Source organism: Vibrio atypicus (assembly GCF_009811315.1).
Classification (GTDB): domain Bacteria; phylum Pseudomonadota; class Gammaproteobacteria; order Enterobacterales; family Vibrionaceae; genus Vibrio; species Vibrio atypicus.
The window spans coordinates 187,111-203,413 of the sequence record NZ_BLID01000006.1 but is presented as its reverse complement, the minus strand read 5'-3'; the positions used below and the strand labels follow the sequence as shown (position 1 = coordinate 203,413).

Below are 16,303 nucleotides of genomic sequence, written 5' to 3'. Positions count from 1 at the left end.
CTTAAACATGGAGTAACAAGGTTGAACCATAAAATATTGGTCGTTGAAGACAGTCGCGCCTACCGAAATTACTTGTGTCAGCAATTGACCTCTTTAGGTTGTGATGTTGTGGACTGTGAAAACTACCAAGAAACGAAACAAGCTCTCGACAAGCATGGCAATTTTCATTTTGCAGTGCTTGATTACTGCTTGCCCGATGCGCAAGACGGCGAGGTCATTGATCTTGTTTTAAACCATGAGCAAAAAGTGATTGTTTTGACGGGAACCTTCAACGAACAAACTCGGGAACATTTCATTGCAAAAGGTGTTGTTGACTATATTCTCAAAGACAGCATGGCATCAGTGTCGTACCTACTCCCATTAGCCAAGCGCCTCATCAACAATATCCATCATCACGCACTTGTGGTTGATGACTCTCAAACTGTAAGACGTCATGTCACTCAGCTACTTGAACACCAATATATAAAAACGACTCAAGTTGAAAACGGTGAGGAAGCATTAAAAGTATTGAACGAGTCTAACGACATAACTTTCGTCATTACCGATCACGATATGCCGATTAAAGATGGCATTACGATGACACGAGAGATTCGACAAATTTTTGATAAAAACACCATGGGAATACTCGGTTTATCTGGCAGTGATGATAGCACCATGACCGCTCGATTTCTGAAAGCTGGTGCGAATGACTTCTTACATAAGCCGTTCAATCAGGAAGAGTTTTACTGTCGAGTACATCAATTACTAGACATGAAAGAAGCGACAGATAACCTATATAGAATGGCCAATCAAGATGCATTGACTGGTCTATGGAATCGCAGATTTTTATTCAATCAAGCATGTAGTGGGTGTGAAAAACGTAGCATCGCAATGCTCGATATAGATCACTTCAAAAAGGTCAATGACACCTACGGGCATGATGGTGGTGATTCTGCACTAGTCACACTCGCAAACATTCTTAAAATTTATTTCCCTGATGATGTGGTCGTTCGTTTTGGGGGGGAAGAGTTTTGTATCCAATCCTGTGCAGAAACTGATGAATTCCTCACGCGACTAGAGAAAATGCGTCAACGGGTTGAGAAAACCAGTATCAAGCATAATGAACAGCAAATTGACGTGACAATCAGTATTGGTGTTTGTACATCGGAAGGATCACTGGAAGAGCAGATTAAGCGCGCCGATGATAGGCTTTATATAGCTAAAGAAGCAGGGCGAAATCAATTAGTCAGTGACGGATAACAAAACCCCAGCCTAGAGCTGGGGTTTTTATTTAATTAGTCTCGCAGAGGGAATGACCTATGCAATACGGTCTTTCTCCCACGCAGCAAGCTTTTCTTGTCTAGCTGCTTCACGAGCTTCGCGCTTTTTACGCGCATCACAAGGCTCAGGACAATTACACACTTTATCGATGCCTACAGCGCCTAAGCCACCACAGCTGCCTTTCACCACTTTCTTCTGGATAATATAACCAATAGACATGGCTGCTATTACAGCTAGAAATACGCCAAAGGTAATTAGATATGTACTCATAATGACATGCTCACTCGGTAATTATTTGTTCATAAAAGGCTTGTATGCCGATGATGCAAGCTCTTTGAATCCGTTTTCTGTTTTTACAATCATAAACACAGGAATATTGTTTTCTTCCGCAATCTTCATGCCTTGCTCTTCGCCTAATACCATCAGCCCCGTTGCCAAGCCGTCAGCCGTCATCGAAGACTTATCCAAAACAGTGACTGAAACTACCTTATGATTAATTGGCTTTCCTGTCTCTGGATTAATGATGTGAGAGTAGCGCACACCATCACGCTCAAAATAATTGCGATAATCACCAGACGTCGCGATAGCCATATCTCCTGGTTCAATGATTTCTTGGATCGCACGCTCTTCTACTGATGGTTTTTCAATTGCAATACGCCAAGCGACACCTTCACGGTTGACGCCTTTTAGACGCATTTCACCGCCTACTTCAACCATATAGTTTTGAATGCCTTCTGACTGAATGTAATCCGCCACCACATCCACACCCCATCCTTTGGCAATGGTTGATAGGTCGACATACAAGTTCGGAATATCTTTAGATAGTGTATTACCTTCTACAGATAAATGCACAATGCCCGTATTCGCTTTACGTTCCGCCAACTCCGCATCGGTTGGAACGACCTCAGGGCGAGCTTCAGGACCAAAGCCCCATAAATTTACCAAAGGGCCAACCGTCACATCTAACGCGCCTAAAGTAAGACCGTTCAAACGAATCGCTTCTTTCACCACAGTTGCGGTTTGAGGAGATACTTCAAACGCCTCCGAGCTTTGGTTTTGATTGAAACGGCTTAGTTCAGAGTCTTTGCGATACGTCGACATCTGATCATTTACCTCTTCCAGTAAACGATCAACTTCTGCTTGCAGAACCTCTGGAGATGGCGTGGTTTCAGATGGAATATACTTAATGTTATAGGTGGTGCCCATTGTTGGGCCACTAAGATGGATTTGCTCTACCGGTTTTTCACAACCAGCAAGAACCAATAGAGAAGCAAATGCAACAAGCCACTTTTTCACTTGTTAACTCCTATTGTCGTTAAATGGATATAGGAAATTGATTCAGCCTTGAAGACCAATTTTCTATATCAATTACTTAATTTCAAAAAGAAATGGCTGACTCCTAAGAGCCAGCCATAATATCAATCACTTAGACAGGTTAACCGCCGAAGTCATCTAGCAAGATGTTTTCATCTTCTACACCTAGATCTTTTAGCATGCCGATAACAGCTGCATTCATCATAGGTGGACCACACATGTAGAATTCACAATCTTCAGGAGCTTCGTGATCCTTCAGGTAGTTTTCGTACAATACGTTGTGGATGAAGCCTGTGTAACCATCCCAGTTATCTTCTGGCATAGGATCAGACAGTGCACAGTGCCACACGAAGTTGTCGTTTTCTGCCGCTAGGCCGTCGAAATCTTCTACGTAGAACATTTCACGCTTAGAACGCGCACCATACCAGAATGACATCTTACGCGTAGAGTTTAGACGCTTAAGCTGATCGAAGATATGTGAACGCATTGGCGCCATACCTGCACCACCACCAACGAAAACCATCTCGTTGTCAGTGTCTTTCGCGAAGAACTCACCAAATGGACCAGAGATCGTACACTTATCGCCCTCTTTAAGAGACCAGATAAATGAAGACATAATACCAGGTGGTACATCAGGATTATTAGGCGGCGGCGTAGCGATACGCACGTTTAGCATAATAATACCTTCTTCTTCAGGGTAGTTAGCCATTGAGTAAGCACGAATTGTCTCTTCGTTTACCTTTGACTCGTAGCGGAAAAGATTGAACTTGTCCCAATCTTCACGGTACTCATCAGGTACATCGAAGTCAGCGTACTTCACGTGGTGAGCTGGCGCTTCAATCTGGATGTAACCACCAGCACGGAAAGGTACTGATTCGCCATCTGGGATTTGTAGCTTAAGCTCTTTGATGAATGTCGCTTTGTTATCGTTAGAGATAACTGAACATTCCCACTTCTTCACGCCGAAAATCTCTTCTGGAAGCTCGATGTCCATGTCAGTTTTCATTGCAACCTGACACGCTAGACGCTCACCTTCACGTGCTTCACCTTTAGTAATATGGTCAAGCTCAGTTGGTAGAATGTCACCACCACCAGATTTAACTTTTACGCGACACTGACCACAAGAGCCACCGCCACCACAAGCAGAAGAAACGAATACGCCTGCGCCTGCTAGTGCACCAAGTAGTTTGCTACCTGGCTGAGTAACGATCGCCTTTTCAGGATCACCGTTAACTGAAATTGTAATGTCACCTGATGGAACTAGTTTCGATTTAGCGAAAAGAATCACTAAAACTAGCGCCAAGATAATCAGGGTAAACATCACTACACCAAAAATAATAGTATTCATGACTATTCCTTTAATTGCTGCGGTTTACCCGACTTACAGTTGAACACCAGAGAAAGACATAAAGCCTAACGCCATCAGACCTACTGTAATAAACGTGATACCAAGGCCACGTAGACCTGGAGGCACGTCTGAGTACTTCATCTTCTCGCGGATACCTGCTAGAGCAACGATTGCTAGCATCCAACCAATACCAGAACCAAAGCCGTAAACGACTGACTCTGCAAAGTTGTAATCACGCGTAACCATGAAAGATACACCACCGAAGATCGCACAGTTTACTGTGATCAACGGTAGGAAAATACCTAGCGCGTTATACAAAGGTGGGAAGAAGCGATCCAAGATCATCTCAAGAATCTGTACCAAAGCCGCGATTACACCGATAAAGGTGATGAAGTTAAGGAAACTAAGATCCACACCTTCAACTAACGCATTCTCTTTTAGAACGAAGGTGTAAAGTAGGTTGTTCACAGGTACCGCTACAGTCAGTACGAAAACAACCGCTACACCAAGACCGAAAGAGGTCTTAACTTTCTTAGATACAGCAAGGAATGTACACATACCTAAGAAGAACGATAGTGCTAAGTTTTCGATGAAAATCGATTTAACTAGCAAGCTAATGTAATGTTCCATGACGTCCTTACTCCTTCGCTTCTACTTGTTCTGGTTTCAGAATACGGATTGCCCAGATTAGGAAGCCGATTAGGAAGAATGCAGATGGTGCTAGAAGCATCAAACCGTTTGGTTGATACCAACCACCATTGCTCACTAGTGGAAGCACTTCCATACCGAACAGTTTGCCTGAGCCAAATAGTTCACGGAAGAAACCAACAGTGATAAGAACGAAACCGTAACCAAGGCCGTTACCAATACCATCGATAAGTGACGGTAGTGGCTCTGACTTCATAGCAAATGCTTCAGCACGGCCCATTACAATACAGTTCGTAATGATTAGGCCTACGAATACAGATAGCTGCTTAGAGATATCGTATAGGTATGCTTTTAACACTTGGTCTACCACGATTACTAGCGATGCGATGATAGCCATCTGTACGATGATACGCACGCTGTTTGGAATGTGGTTACGGATTACCGAAACGAAGAAGTTAGACAGTGCAGTTACAAAGATAACCGCTAGTGTCATTACAAAAGCCGTTTCTAGTTTGGTTGTTACTGCAAGAGCAGAACAAACACCAAGAACCTGAAGTGCGATTGGGTTGTTATCCAATACTGGTGCTAACAGACTCTTCTTAACGTTTTGTGCGCTAGACATTAGTTCAGACCTCCGTCACGAACTTTTGCTAGGAATGGACCAAAGCCCATATCGCCTAACCAGAAATCAAATGTACCTTGAACACCGTTACCTGTTAGTGTCGCACCTGAAAGGCCATCAACACCGTGTTCAGAACCTGCTGGAGCGCCACCTTTAACAATCTTGATTGCTGGTTTGTGGTTCTCATCAAACAGTTTCTTACCTTCGAACTGAGCGCGCCAAGATGGGTTTTCAACTTCGCCACCAAGTCCAGGAGTTTCACCTTGCTCATAGTAAGTGATCGCAGATACTGTGTTTGCATCAGTTTCTACTGCAACAAATGCATACATCATTGACCAAAGACCGTTACCGTGAACAGGAAGGATGATCTTAGATACTGCATCGCCGTCTTTCACTAGGTAAACAACACCTGTGTTTGCACGGCGTAGGATCTTCGCTTTGTCTTGTTCAGCAGTTAGCTTGATAGACTCTGATGGATCTTTTGCTGCTTTACGCTGATCGTAAGTTGCTGCATCACCATCTACAAAGTTACCTGTGTTGAAATCAACAAGACGAGGTTCGATGTACTCAGCAAATAAATCTGTGATTTTTTTACCTTCAGTATCGATACCTGCAACTTCAACGATCTTAGTTTGCTTATCTAGTACAGCGTTAGCTTTTTGCTTATCACGAAGACCAACGGCTGCTGTTGATACGATGATTGAACAAACAAGGCTCAACCCGACAACAACACCCAGCGTCTTTTTAATGCTGTCGTTATTACTTGCCATAGCGTGCTAGTCTCCGCTTGATGTTCTTCTCGATTACTACATGGTCGAATAGAGGTGCGAACAGGTTAGCGAATAGAATCGCCAGCATCATACCTTCTGGGTATGCTGGGTTAACTACACGGATTAGTACACACATTACGCCGATTAGAGCGCCGTACCACCACTTACCTTTATTAGTAAATGAAGCGGATACAGGGTCTGTCGCCATGAAGAACATACCGAATGCAAAACCACCTAAAACTAGGTGCCAGTGCCATGGCATGTTGAACATTGGGTTAGTATCAGAGCCGATAACATTAAACAGCGTAGCTGTTGCAATCATACCGATCATCACACCTGCAATGATGCGCCAAGATGCAATTCGCATGTAAACGATCATCGCCGCGCCAATCATTAGAGCAAGAGTCGAAACTTCACCAATAGAACCTGGGATGTTACCGATGAATGCGTCCATCCACGTGATAGGAGCACCTGTTACAGTGTTCACTAGCGCACCGTTACCACCTTGAGCCCACTGGCTTAGCGCCGTAGCACCTGAGAAGCCGTCAGCTGCAGTCCAAACTACGTCACCCGAGATTTGCGCTGGGTAAGCGAAGAATAGGAAAGCACGACCAGCTAGCGCTGGGTTAAGGAAGTTACGACCCGTACCACCGAAGATTTCCTTGGCAACAACAACACCGAAGGTAATACCTAGCGCTGCTTGCCATAAAGGAAGTGTTGGCGGAACGATAAGTGCAAACAGGATAGAAGTAACAAAGAAACCTTCGTTAACTTCGTGCTTACGCACCATACAGAAAAGAACTTCCCAGAAACCACCAACGATAAAGACCGTTGCATAAATAGGTAGGAAGTAAGTTGCACCCAGTAGCATTTTACTGCCGACGCCTGCATCTGCGGCAATCGTGCCACCTAGCACTTCCGTCAACCAGTAGTGCCAGTTACCAGCCACTACAGCCGCTAGTTGTTCACCAGCGTACATATGGTTAAGTGCAGAGATAGCTTGGCCACCCGCGTTGTACATACCCCAGAACATTGCTGGGAATACCGCGAACCAAACCATGATCATGATACGTTTCAAGTCAACACTATCACGAACGTGCGAGCTTTTTTTCGTTACCAAACCTGGCGTGTAGAAAAGTGTTGCTGCTGCTTCGTAAAGCGCAAACCACTTCTCATGTTTACCACCTGGCTCAAAATGATGCTCGATGTCTTCAATAAACTTTTTAAGGCCCATGAAAAATTACCCTTCCTTTTCGATGGTATCTAGGCATTCACGAAGGAGTTCACCGTATTCGTATTTACCAGGACACACAAAGGTACACAATGCTAAGTCTTCTTCGTCTAATTCAAGTGCACCCAGTGCTGCTGCACTGTCAGTATCACCTGCACATAAGTCACGAAGTAGCAGAGTAGGCTCCATATCTAATGGCATTACGCGTTCGTAGTTACCGATTGGAACCATTGAACGATCACTACCATTCGTTGTCGTTGTCATGTTGAACAACTGACCTTTGAAGATATGACCAAGGAATGAGCGAGTTACTGAGAACTTGTTCTTACCAGGCATAGCCCAGCCAAACAGTTCTTTTTCATTGCCTTCACGCAATACAGAAACTTGCATGTGGTAACGACCAAGGTAAGCGTGAGGACCAGTTGCTTGCGTACCTGTTAGTACAGAACCAGAAATCACACGTACTTCACCTGGCATTAGCTCGTTGTCCGTTACGTCATCTAGGCTAGCACCTAGTATTGTACGAACTAGACGAGGGTTATTTACCACTGGACCAGCCAGAGAAATAACACGGTCAGTGTAAAGTTCACCAGTCAGGAACAACTTACCAAACGCAATAACGTCTTGGTAGCCGATGCTCCATGCCACATTGTTTGCATTCACTGGGTACAGGAAATGCATGTGGGTACCAGCCAAACCTGCTGGGTGAGGGCCATCAAATACATGCTCTTCAACGTTTGACTGAGAAGAACGAGGAAGACTGGTGCCAGATTTACAAACGTAAACCTTGCCGTCAGTCAGAGTTGAAAGCACATCTAAACCGGCAACAAACGCTTCTTGCTGTTCGTTAATGATCAACTCAGGCTCTGCCGCAAGAGGATTAGTATCCATTGCAGTCACAAAGATAGCCTGTGTAGAAGATTCGATTGCTGGAACCTTGCTGAACGGACGAGTACGTAAAGCGGTCCAAAGACCTGAATCAACTAACTGAGTTTTAACCGCTTCACGGTCAAGTTTTGCTAATTGGTCAGCTTCAAACTTATCGAATGTCACCTGTTCATCACCTGCTGCTTCAATCACTACAGATTGAAGAACACGTTTTGCACCACGGTTCACTTCGATCACTTTACCGGCTACAGGAGAAGTAAATTTCACACCTGGGTTCTTCTTGTCTTCAAAAAGAACTTGAGCTTTCTTCACTTCATCGCCTACGCGGACATGCATAGTAGGACGCATGCCGACGTACTCTTCGCCAAGCAAGGCGACTTTTTTGATGGTCTTACCATCATTAATCACCTGGGTAGGAGTTCCTGCGATTGGCAGGTCCAGACCCTTCTTTATTGTAATCATACGCACTTGCACTACTTTTATCGGGAAAAAGATTCTTTGATTGCGTAACTTTTAGACACGACACTAGTGTCCGGTTTCGGCGTTGTTTTAAACGCCAAAATCGCAACATCCTATTAAAAATCTCGCAACAAGAAATCATCGAGATTTATCAGGTGCGATAGTCTAGCATCTTTTGGGAAGTTGATGCCATGACCAATGCATGCATTAGGGGCGATATTTCGAACGAATTGAGTCTAAAAGGCTAAGGAATAGTCATAAGTTTGATGCATCGCACAAACACCTATTTAAGGAAAACAGACGACTTTGCCAATCATTCACATCGTGAAACATTTCGTTTTAAAACTAGTAAAATATTTTATTTGTTTATACGTTGTTAATATTTACTGGTTTTCTTCGCCACAAAAAAAGCGGCAAACGCCGCCTTGTCACACCTTATTTAGAGCCACCTAAACACATAGGGCTATCTGGGGCAGATTCACTTTGCGCTTTCCATTCTTCACCAGTATAGGTGTGAATCGATAAAGCATGGATATGATTTGCCAGTTCATCTGACAATGCTTGATTCACGAGACGATGACGAGCAATCAACCTCAGTCCTTCAAACTCACTACTGACCACAATCACTTTGAAATGACTTTCAGAACCGGGAGGAACATTGTGCATATAACTTTCATTAATGACCTTTAGGTAATCCGGCTCGAACTGAGCGTGTAGTTTGGTCTCGATCACTTCTTGCAGCATTGTGTTTCACCATAACAATATGAACAGCATTAAGAGATAGATAATAATCGCCTTCGCGACAAAGCAAAAGGTTTTAGTTCCCAGTTTGCTTAGCATCTGCGACAATTTAGCTCATGTTTATTAGCTAATCACTCAATTATGAAAACTGAGCTTGCTCTACATGAGCGCACCCTTTCTTTGCATCGTTTCCCTAAAAGAAACAACGAAACACTCCAAGCATGGGATGCCGGAGATGAGTACCTCATTAATCATGTCGAAGAATTAGCCTTAGAACCCAACCGCCATATTCTCATTTTAAATGACAATTTTGGCGCACTGAGCTGCTGGTTCTCTCAAAACCACAACGTAACCGTTATGAGTGATTCCTTTATCTCTCATCAAGGCTGTAAAGCTAATCTAACTCTTAACCAGTGTAATCCTGTTGAATTTTCCACCACTTTCGAAGCAATCCCTAGCAAGGTCGATCTGGTATTAATGCAGTTACCGAAGAGTAATCGGCATCTGATCTGGCAATTACACCAATTAAGAAATGCCCTCCCTGAACATGTGCCGGTTATTGGTGTCAATAAAGCGAAAGAGATCCACACATCAACACTTAAATTATTTGAAAAGCATTTAGGTACAACCACGACGTCTTTAGCATGGAAAAAGCATCGTTTGGTCTTTTCCCAAGCAGACAGCATTCAACTTAAAGAAGTAAGCCCAGTAACAAGCTGGGAGGTTGAAGAACATGGTTTCTGGCTCGATAACTTACCCAATGTATACTCGGGTGAGAGCTTGGATTTAGGCGCACGCTTCATGCTACAACACCTACCTTCTAATCTTGGTGATAAAAAGGTCATTGACTTAGGTTGTGGTAACGGTGTCCTTTCAGTAAAACTAGGCCAATTGAATCCTGACATATCTTTAACCTGTGTTGACGAGAGTTTCATGTCTGTTGAGTCAGCAAAGCGTAACCTAGAGCGCAATCTAGAAGGTGAACGAGAAATTCGCTGTATCGCTAACAACTGTTTGGACAATTTTGAAGCTAAAAGCGCCGATCTGGTGGTATGCAATCCGCCATTCCACCAACAACAAGCAGTGACTGATCATATTGCATGGCAAATGTTCTGTGATGCAAAGCATGTTCTCGACAATGCTGGGCAATTATTAGTTATCGGTAACCGCCACCTCGGCTACGATGTGAAGTTATCAAGATTATTTGGCAAGTCGAACGTCAAGCAAATCGCTTCCAACAATAAATTTGTTATTTTACAAGCGACTAAATAGTTCACTATCCTATCTCTAGAACCTATAGAGTTATGAATTAAGGAAATTACAATGAGAAAACTGGTTTTAGCCGCGTCAATGGCACTTCTCACTGCTTGTTCTGCACCGCAGCAACAGCAGATTAATTTTATGCCTAAAGCGGTACTCAGCAGTGGCGACCTAGTTCAAGATGCTACATTTAACCTGACCAGCAAGGATGTACGCTCTGCACAATACGTAGCTTTGGTGGATAGTGGCCGCTCAAATATTGAACCAATCCACTCAAAACAGAATGTTCGAATTTCAATTGAGAACGCTTTACTTGAGCAATTCCAATCACAAGGTTTCCGCAATACAGTTAACAGCGAAAACAACATCAAAATTGAAGTACAAGAAGCACTAGTCTCTATCAAGCATACTGTGATGGAAAATGAGATGGACGGAAAAGTCATCATCGAGATCACAGCAGAAACTCCTCAAGGTAAATTAGTAAAGACATACACTGGTACAGCTAAGCGCACTGGTGCTCTAAGTGCTTCTAACGAAGATATTGAAGGCGTTTTAAATGATGTGGTTAACCTTGTTCTTCAGGAAGTAGCAAACGACAAAGAGCTACAAACATACATGCAGGAGAGATTCTAATGCGTAAGTTGGCAATAGCTTCTCTCGCCTTATTTAGCACTATCGCGCTTGCTGGACCAAAGGTTGAATTTGAAACAACTGTTGGGGCATTCACAGTTGAGCTCAATGAACAACGAGCACCATTAACGGTTAAAAACTTTCTACGCTATGTTGAAGATGGAAGTTACGTAGGCACTCAATTCCACCGCATTATTCCTGGCTTTATGGCTCAGGGTGGTGGCTTTGATAAAAACATGTCTATGAAACCAACCTATGCACCTGTCAAAAATGAAGCGTCTAACGGCCTGAAAAACAAAACAGGTACGATTGCGATGGCACGGACCAATGATCCTCATTCAGCAACACGTCAGTTTTTCATAAACCTAGTTGACAATGGCTTTTTAGATCCAGACCAGCGCCCACCTGGCTATGCTGTGTTTGGTAAAGTAACCAAAGGTTTTGGTGTTATCCAAGCGATGGGACAAAAACCAACGCATACTGTTGGACGTTATCGTGATGTTCCTGTAGAGCCAATTATTATTACTAAAGCCACACTCCTACCATAAACACTTTTCGGCTCTAACCCTCATGTTAGAGCCTTTTTTGCTGACCGAAACTATAACAAGGAATAGTGTATGTCTTTCGACTCCCCTTCCATGTCATGGCGAGAAACATTCCGTAGCTACATGGATAAACGCTTATTGTGGGTGTTCATGTTGGGCTGCTCGAGTGGTTTTCCATGGGTATTAATTGGCTCAAACATGTCTGGGTGGCTCAAAGACGCTGGCCTTACTCGCGCAGCCATTGGTTATTTTGGTAGTGTCTTCGCCGTCTATGCCATCAACTTTTTATGGGCCCCTTTAGTAGACCGAGTGAGACTGCCATTACTGCATGCAATGCTAGGCCAACGACGCAGCTGGATCTTCTTGTGTCAATCTTTGGTGCTGATCTGCACACTATTTATTGCTGGCGTCGACCCATCGAAAAACCTTGCCTTAACCTCAATGCTGGCTCTGGGTATTGCCCTTTCATCGGCAACGCAAGATATTGCGATCGATGCTTACCGGATTGATACCTTCCCTAAATCTGAACCATCTAAGCTACCACAAGCTTCTGCGATGGCCGTTATTGGCTGGTGGACAGGTTATTCAGTACCGGGATATCTAGCGTTTATTAATGCGGATGCCATTGGTTGGAATGGCGTTTACTATGGTATGGCGGGTATTGTCGCTCTGTTAATGGTGTTCACGCTATTAGTCAAAGAGCCGAAAACGCTACGAGATACGTTACAAGCTGAAGCCGAACAACGCCATAGTAAAATTGTTGGCAATCGTGCTGTTGCTTGGTTGACAGTAACAGTGGTTGAACCCTTCTTAGACTTCTTTAAACGTAACGGTTTCCGTGTTGCGTTGACACTATTATTGTTCGTCTTCCTATTCAAGATAGGTGAAGCATTCCTAGGTCGTATGTCGATTACCTTCTACAAAGAAATCGGCTTTTCGAATGAACAGATCGGCTACTACTCTAAGCTAATCGGCTGGGGGTTAACCATGCTCTTTACCTTGATTGGCAGTATGGTCAACGTGAAATTTGGTATTGTCCGCGGTTTGATGATCGGTGGTATTGCCATGGCAGCAAGTAATCTGATGTTTGCATGGATTGCGAAAGTCGGACCAAACGAACAGTTGTTCTTAGCAACATTAGTCGTAGATAACTTTACTTCTGCGTTCTCGACCGTTGCCTTTGTTTCTTTCTTAACTGTTGTCACTGGGCAAGCCTTCTCAGCTACTCAATATGCTCTATTAGCTTCATTAGGAAACTTCGGTCGTACAACATTAGCTTCTTTCTCTGGTGAGTTAGTCGATTACCTCAACGACTGGTCAACCTTCTTTATCTTAACGGCCTTAATGGTAATCCCAAGTCTGTTGATGCTTTACTCTCTACGTCATTACTTTGATGATATGCTCACCAAAGCACGTAAACGAGATAGCGAAGAGAACAAACAGCGCTCACCACAGGAATCATGAGCATGACGCGCTAAATAACAAAAAGGCTTGGTACTCACCAAGCCTTTTTTCTATCCAATAGACAGACAATTAAGGGTACATCCCTTTGCCAAATCGGTTAAACAAGCGTGCTACCCCTTGAGTAAACACCATAGGTTCTGTCAGAACTGTTAAACATAAGCAATCCTCTCCAACACCTGTTGATGGGCTATGTTTCACTGACGCGTCTTTAACTAAAAAATCCCCAGCCTCATAGTGACCATCTTCATCACTAAAGCCACCATGAAGAATTAAAGTTGATTCTGTGCCTTTATGGGTGTGCTGAGGAATTTGAACATTTTCAGCGATATACATTAGGTTTACCCGGCACTCTTGAGCTATATCAACTGAAGCGCTAAACACTTTCCCACCATAGCTACGCCATTGGCCAATTTTTCCCATGTGTCTGGATAATGCTCGCGGTAACAAAAACGCTTTACCATTGACCATTATCTGCTGCGGCTGAGGAGGGACGCGGAATGGCTCACTGTTTTGCTCCATTGACACAATAGCTTCAAGCATAGCAGATAAATCTTCACCACTAGACTCCAAAACAGGATCTGCTGCAAGACGATCACCACATGCTTGCTCTAGTATTGCGACTCTACGTTTACATTCAGGACAAGATTCTAGATGGATTGCAACTGTAAATGCTGCAATTTCATCCAATGAACCTTCAACATAGGCTTGTAGCATTTGTTTTTCTGGATGGTAACTCATAACTTATCCGCCTCTATTGAATGTCGTAGTTTCTCCACCGCAAGTCTCAAGCGGGATTTCACCGTACCCAAAGGAATATTGAACATTTCTGCGACTTGCTGGTGTGGTAGCTCCTCCAAATAGACAGCCTTTACCACTTGTTTTTGGGCATCCGGTAATGTATCTAAAAAACGAACTACCTGATCTTTCAATAAATCAGTCTCAGGTGAATAGTGTTCGACCATGTCTGGTGGGCAATAATCATTTGGCCATAAGTCTTCCGAATGCAGATGTTGTTCTCGACCTTTCTGTTTCCTAAGCATATCGAAACAAAGGTTTCTTGCGATTGTATAAATCCACGTAGACAGAGAGCTTTTTTCGCCATTGAACAATGCGCTTTTTTGCCAAACAGTTGCAAGCGTCTCTTGAACGACTTCAACAGCGGTATGTTCATTCCCAACATGGCGATAAATAAATTGCTTCAAACGCGGAGAAAAGTGCAAGAAGACCAAAGCAAATGCCTGCTTATCTTGCAGCTTGACCTTTTCCATGCAAGACGCCCAGTCTGCTCGTGAAAAGTTCTGCGTATCCAGATTGTCCATTTCAATGTCCTTTGCACAGCTTTTGTATCGTTTTATACATTAGTTAGTTGCCAATGGATCACTCGATCCTGAACTATTTAATGCATCGTTTAAAAAATCTAACGCTACCTTACAATCTAACTCTAGCGCCAAATTGTCGAACTGCTTATTAGATAAAGGAAGAATCTCTAACCACCGCTGGCTCACCCAACTCGCATCATCGAAAAACTTCTGCCCGTACAACTCATTTAGTTGAGGAAATTGTTGGTATACACGCTGCAATTGAAGGCTAAGCACTTCACTCTCTTTATTAAAAACTTTCATTTCCCAATTAGGAAGCCAGACGACTTTAGCAACACGCAAACCATCATGTTCAACTCTAACCCTACTTAGGGTAAAGCGCTTGATACCTGTCACCGTAATACCCAGTAGTCCATCCTCTAATCGCTCAAAATCAACAATTTTTACTAATGTTCCAACGCTAGAAAGTTCACTATCACCTACATTAAGAGGCTTTTCGAATAGACAAATCCCAAATTCACCGTCATTTTTCATTGCTTCAACCACTAGTCGTTTGTAACGCGCCTCAAAGATCCTCAGACGCATTTTTCCTTCAGGCAAAACAATTGAGCTAAGTGGAAAAAGCATTATTTCTGTCATTCATTTTTTCTCAACAAACATTTTAATTACAGATACGCAACAAGCAGGCTTAGCGATCAGTTATCTTTTATGTTGAACATGTGATGACCATCAAATTGCGCTTTAGCGTTTGCGTAATCGTTACCTCTATCATTTTTTGTGCAATTCAACTTTGGTTCCGTTACATGAACAAATTTAGATCATTAACGAGATCTAGATCACCTGTTTTATGTTTTTTTACATAGTTTGCAGATGGATTTTGAGATTTTTATCGATATTATGCAGCCCCATAAAGCACGGCTAAAGATTGTGCAATTAAACAAATATCCAATGAATAATTGAATTAACAAACATAGAGAGTTCCACTATGCGTAAATCACTTCTAGCTCTTGGTGTTGTGGCAGCAGTATCAGCAGTACCAGCACAAGCAGAATATCTTTTCGGTTTCGGTAGCATGTATGTAGACTACCAATCATGGGACCACGGTATTGGTAATGACGCTTCAAACTTTGATCAAGAAATCTCAGAACGTAACCAAGCGGTAGTCGGTATCGAAGGTGGTGCGGTATTCGATTGGGGGCAAATCTACGGCTTCTACGACTACGAAGGTGTTGATCGTGCAGGTGATGACCGTGGTGCTTCACTCAAAGGTACGATTCACTACAATCTAACTGAGTCTGGTGTATCTCTATACGCACAAGTTTACAATACTGATAAAGACAAAGGCCCAGTTCTACATGAGCAAAACCGTGTTCTAGGTCTTGGTTATACTGGTCTTAAAGGCGACGGTTGGGGCTTCACTCCATTCCTAGGTCTTCACCAAGTAAACACTGAAGGTGGTATCAGCGGTAACAACGGCGGTATGTTTGGTTACGTTGGTTACTACAACACTGACATCGCTGGTCAAAACTTTACATTCTCAACATGGAATGAACTAGAATTCGCTCGCAACGATGAATATGCAGATCTTCAAAGCACTTACATGGGTAATGGCGAAGGTTCTGAAAGCTGGGGCTTGAACGGTAGCATCAACGCAATGTGGAATGTTACTCAAGATTGGTCAACAGGTATTCTTTACCGTTACACAGTGAACAAACTAGCGCGTCGTGATTACCAAGACATTCTAATCTACCGCGTACAGTACAACTTCTAATTGGAAGTATGACTTGTTAAATGGCACCTTCGG

18 protein-coding genes are annotated in these 16,303 nt (G+C 43.2%); 6 read left to right on the top strand and 12 right to left on the bottom strand.

Translation table 11 applies throughout. The features are described 5' to 3' along the window. Positions 1–21 precede the first annotated feature (21 nt). The gene (locus GVO60_RS14275; RefSeq protein WP_159655176.1) at positions 22–1,239 is read left to right on the top strand and encodes a GGDEF domain-containing response regulator; all 1,218 of its coding nucleotides are present in this window, start codon (positions 22–24) and stop codon (positions 1,237–1,239) included. A 57-nt stretch (positions 1,240–1,296) separates the two neighbouring features. Here the strand turns inward: GVO60_RS14275 and nqrM are convergent, their stop codons facing one another. The 9 genes from nqrM to GVO60_RS14230 all read right to left on the bottom strand — a co-directional run bounded on the left by nqrM (position 1,297) and on the right by GVO60_RS14230 (position 9,284). Beyond that, complete coding sequence (gene nqrM, locus GVO60_RS14270; RefSeq protein WP_159655174.1) at positions 1,297–1,530, bottom strand: (Na+)-NQR maturation NqrM; 234 nt, start codon at positions 1,528–1,530, stop codon at positions 1,297–1,299. A gap of 21 nt (positions 1,531–1,551) precedes the next feature. Next, complete coding sequence (locus GVO60_RS14265) at positions 1,552–2,556, bottom strand: FAD:protein FMN transferase (RefSeq protein ID WP_159655172.1); 1,005 nt, start codon at positions 2,554–2,556, stop codon at positions 1,552–1,554. Between the two features lie 139 nt (positions 2,557–2,695). Continuing rightward, positions 2,696–3,922, bottom strand: coding sequence for an NADH:ubiquinone reductase (Na(+)-transporting) subunit F (nqrF, locus tag GVO60_RS14260; protein ID WP_159655170.1), 1,227 nt, complete (start codon positions 3,920–3,922; stop codon positions 2,696–2,698). A gap of 33 nt (positions 3,923–3,955) precedes the next feature. After that, positions 3,956–4,552, bottom strand: coding sequence for an NADH:ubiquinone reductase (Na(+)-transporting) subunit E (gene nqrE, locus GVO60_RS14255; protein WP_159655168.1), 597 nt, complete (start codon positions 4,550–4,552; stop codon positions 3,956–3,958). 7 nt (positions 4,553–4,559) lie between these two features. Then, the gene (locus GVO60_RS14250; RefSeq protein WP_004415330.1) at positions 4,560–5,192 is read right to left on the bottom strand and encodes an NADH:ubiquinone reductase (Na(+)-transporting) subunit D; all 633 of its coding nucleotides are present in this window, start codon (positions 5,190–5,192) and stop codon (positions 4,560–4,562) included. Beyond that, complete coding sequence (locus GVO60_RS14245) at positions 5,192–5,962, bottom strand: Na(+)-translocating NADH-quinone reductase subunit C (RefSeq protein ID WP_159655166.1); 771 nt, start codon at positions 5,960–5,962, stop codon at positions 5,192–5,194. The genes GVO60_RS14250 and GVO60_RS14245 overlap by 1 nt, the downstream gene beginning before the upstream one ends. Next, entirely contained in the window at positions 5,952–7,196 is a 1,245-nt protein-coding gene (locus GVO60_RS14240) for an NADH:ubiquinone reductase (Na(+)-transporting) subunit B (RefSeq protein ID WP_159655164.1), read from the bottom strand. Before GVO60_RS14240 ends, GVO60_RS14245 begins: the two co-directional genes overlap by 11 nt. A 6-nt stretch (positions 7,197–7,202) precedes the next feature. After that, positions 7,203–8,543 (bottom strand): Na(+)-translocating NADH-quinone reductase subunit A, encoded by a 1,341-nt coding sequence (locus GVO60_RS14235; RefSeq protein WP_159655162.1) that lies wholly within the window; start codon positions 8,541–8,543, stop codon positions 7,203–7,205. Between the two features lie 432 nt (positions 8,544–8,975). After that, positions 8,976–9,284: a BolA family protein gene (locus GVO60_RS14230; protein ID WP_159655160.1), complete on the bottom strand. Its 309-nt coding sequence runs from the start codon at positions 9,282–9,284 to the stop codon at positions 8,976–8,978. A 138-nt stretch (positions 9,285–9,422) separates the two neighbouring features. Here GVO60_RS14230 and GVO60_RS14225 point away from each other — a divergent pair, with 138 nt between their 5' ends. The 4 genes from GVO60_RS14225 (at position 9,423) to GVO60_RS14210 (ending at position 13,180) form a co-directional block, all read left to right on the top strand. Beyond that, positions 9,423–10,553, top strand: a complete 1,131-nt coding sequence (locus GVO60_RS14225) for a methyltransferase (protein WP_159655158.1) — start codon at positions 9,423–9,425, stop codon at positions 10,551–10,553. Between the two features lie 51 nt (positions 10,554–10,604). Further along, positions 10,605–11,174, top strand: a complete 570-nt coding sequence (locus tag GVO60_RS14220; protein WP_159655156.1) for a YajG family lipoprotein — start codon at positions 10,605–10,607, stop codon at positions 11,172–11,174. Further along, positions 11,174–11,719, top strand: coding sequence for a peptidylprolyl isomerase (locus tag GVO60_RS14215; RefSeq protein WP_159655154.1), 546 nt, complete (start codon positions 11,174–11,176; stop codon positions 11,717–11,719). The genes GVO60_RS14220 and GVO60_RS14215 overlap by 1 nt, the downstream gene beginning before the upstream one ends. A gap of 69 nt (positions 11,720–11,788) precedes the next feature. Beyond that, positions 11,789–13,180 carry an AmpG family muropeptide MFS transporter gene (locus GVO60_RS14210; RefSeq protein WP_159655152.1) on the top strand — a complete coding sequence of 464 codons (1,392 nt, stop codon included), beginning with the start codon at positions 11,789–11,791 and terminating at the stop codon, positions 13,178–13,180. Positions 13,181–13,249: 69 nt separating this feature from the next. Here GVO60_RS14210 and GVO60_RS14205 read toward each other — a convergent pair whose 3' ends face one another. From GVO60_RS14205 to GVO60_RS14195, 3 genes are read right to left on the bottom strand one after another with little or no spacing between them, the layout of a single operon-like run. Continuing rightward, positions 13,250–13,918 carry a ChrR family anti-sigma-E factor gene (locus GVO60_RS14205; RefSeq protein WP_159655150.1) on the bottom strand — a complete coding sequence of 223 codons (669 nt, stop codon included), beginning with the start codon at positions 13,916–13,918 and terminating at the stop codon, positions 13,250–13,252. Beyond that, positions 13,915–14,499, bottom strand: a complete 585-nt coding sequence (locus GVO60_RS14200) for a sigma-70 family RNA polymerase sigma factor (RefSeq protein ID WP_159655148.1) — start codon at positions 14,497–14,499, stop codon at positions 13,915–13,917. Before GVO60_RS14200 ends, GVO60_RS14205 begins: the two co-directional genes overlap by 4 nt. A gap of 39 nt (positions 14,500–14,538) precedes the next feature. Continuing rightward, entirely contained in the window at positions 14,539–15,138 is a 600-nt protein-coding gene (locus GVO60_RS14195) for an LON peptidase substrate-binding domain-containing protein (RefSeq protein ID WP_159655146.1), read from the bottom strand. A 346-nt stretch (positions 15,139–15,484) separates the two neighbouring features. Here GVO60_RS14195 and GVO60_RS14190 point away from each other — a divergent pair, with 346 nt between their 5' ends. Further along, on the top strand, positions 15,485–16,270 hold the full coding sequence (locus GVO60_RS14190; protein ID WP_159655144.1) for an outer membrane protein OmpK: 786 nt from the start codon (positions 15,485–15,487) through the stop codon (positions 16,268–16,270). Positions 16,271–16,303: the final 33 nt, after the last annotated feature.

Excerpts from the sequence above, each read along its gene's own strand:
- nqrM (WP_159655174.1), bottom strand. The coding sequence starts at position 1,530 with ATGAGTACATATCTAATTACCTTTGGCGTATTTCTAGCTGTAATAGCA.
- nqrF (WP_159655170.1), bottom strand. The coding sequence starts at position 3,922 with ATGAATACTATTATTTTTGGTGTAGTGATGTTTACCCTGATTATCTTG.
- nqrE (WP_159655168.1), bottom strand. The coding sequence starts at position 4,552 with ATGGAACATTACATTAGCTTGCTAGTTAAATCGATTTTCATCGAAAAC.
- GVO60_RS14250 (WP_004415330.1), bottom strand. The coding sequence starts at position 5,192 with ATGTCTAGCGCACAAAACGTTAAGAAGAGTCTGTTAGCACCAGTATTG.
- GVO60_RS14245 (WP_159655166.1), bottom strand. The coding sequence starts at position 5,962 with ATGGCAAGTAATAACGACAGCATTAAAAAGACGCTGGGTGTTGTTGTC.
- GVO60_RS14240 (WP_159655164.1), bottom strand. The coding sequence starts at position 7,196 with ATGGGCCTTAAAAAGTTTATTGAAGACATCGAGCATCATTTTGAGCCA.
- GVO60_RS14235 (WP_159655162.1), bottom strand. The coding sequence starts at position 8,543 with ATGATTACAATAAAGAAGGGTCTGGACCTGCCAATCGCAGGAACTCCT.
- GVO60_RS14230 (WP_159655160.1), bottom strand. The coding sequence starts at position 9,284 with ATGCTGCAAGAAGTGATCGAGACCAAACTACACGCTCAGTTCGAGCCG.
- GVO60_RS14225 (WP_159655158.1), top strand. The coding sequence starts at position 9,423 with ATGAAAACTGAGCTTGCTCTACATGAGCGCACCCTTTCTTTGCATCGT.
- GVO60_RS14220 (WP_159655156.1), top strand. The coding sequence starts at position 10,605 with ATGAGAAAACTGGTTTTAGCCGCGTCAATGGCACTTCTCACTGCTTGT.
- GVO60_RS14215 (WP_159655154.1), top strand. The coding sequence starts at position 11,174 with ATGCGTAAGTTGGCAATAGCTTCTCTCGCCTTATTTAGCACTATCGCG.
- GVO60_RS14210 (WP_159655152.1), top strand. The coding sequence starts at position 11,789 with ATGTCTTTCGACTCCCCTTCCATGTCATGGCGAGAAACATTCCGTAGC.
- GVO60_RS14205 (WP_159655150.1), bottom strand. The coding sequence starts at position 13,918 with ATGAGTTACCATCCAGAAAAACAAATGCTACAAGCCTATGTTGAAGGT.
- GVO60_RS14200 (WP_159655148.1), bottom strand. The coding sequence starts at position 14,499 with ATGGACAATCTGGATACGCAGAACTTTTCACGAGCAGACTGGGCGTCT.
- GVO60_RS14195 (WP_159655146.1), bottom strand. The coding sequence starts at position 15,138 with ATGACAGAAATAATGCTTTTTCCACTTAGCTCAATTGTTTTGCCTGAA.
- GVO60_RS14190 (WP_159655144.1), top strand. The coding sequence starts at position 15,485 with ATGCGTAAATCACTTCTAGCTCTTGGTGTTGTGGCAGCAGTATCAGCA.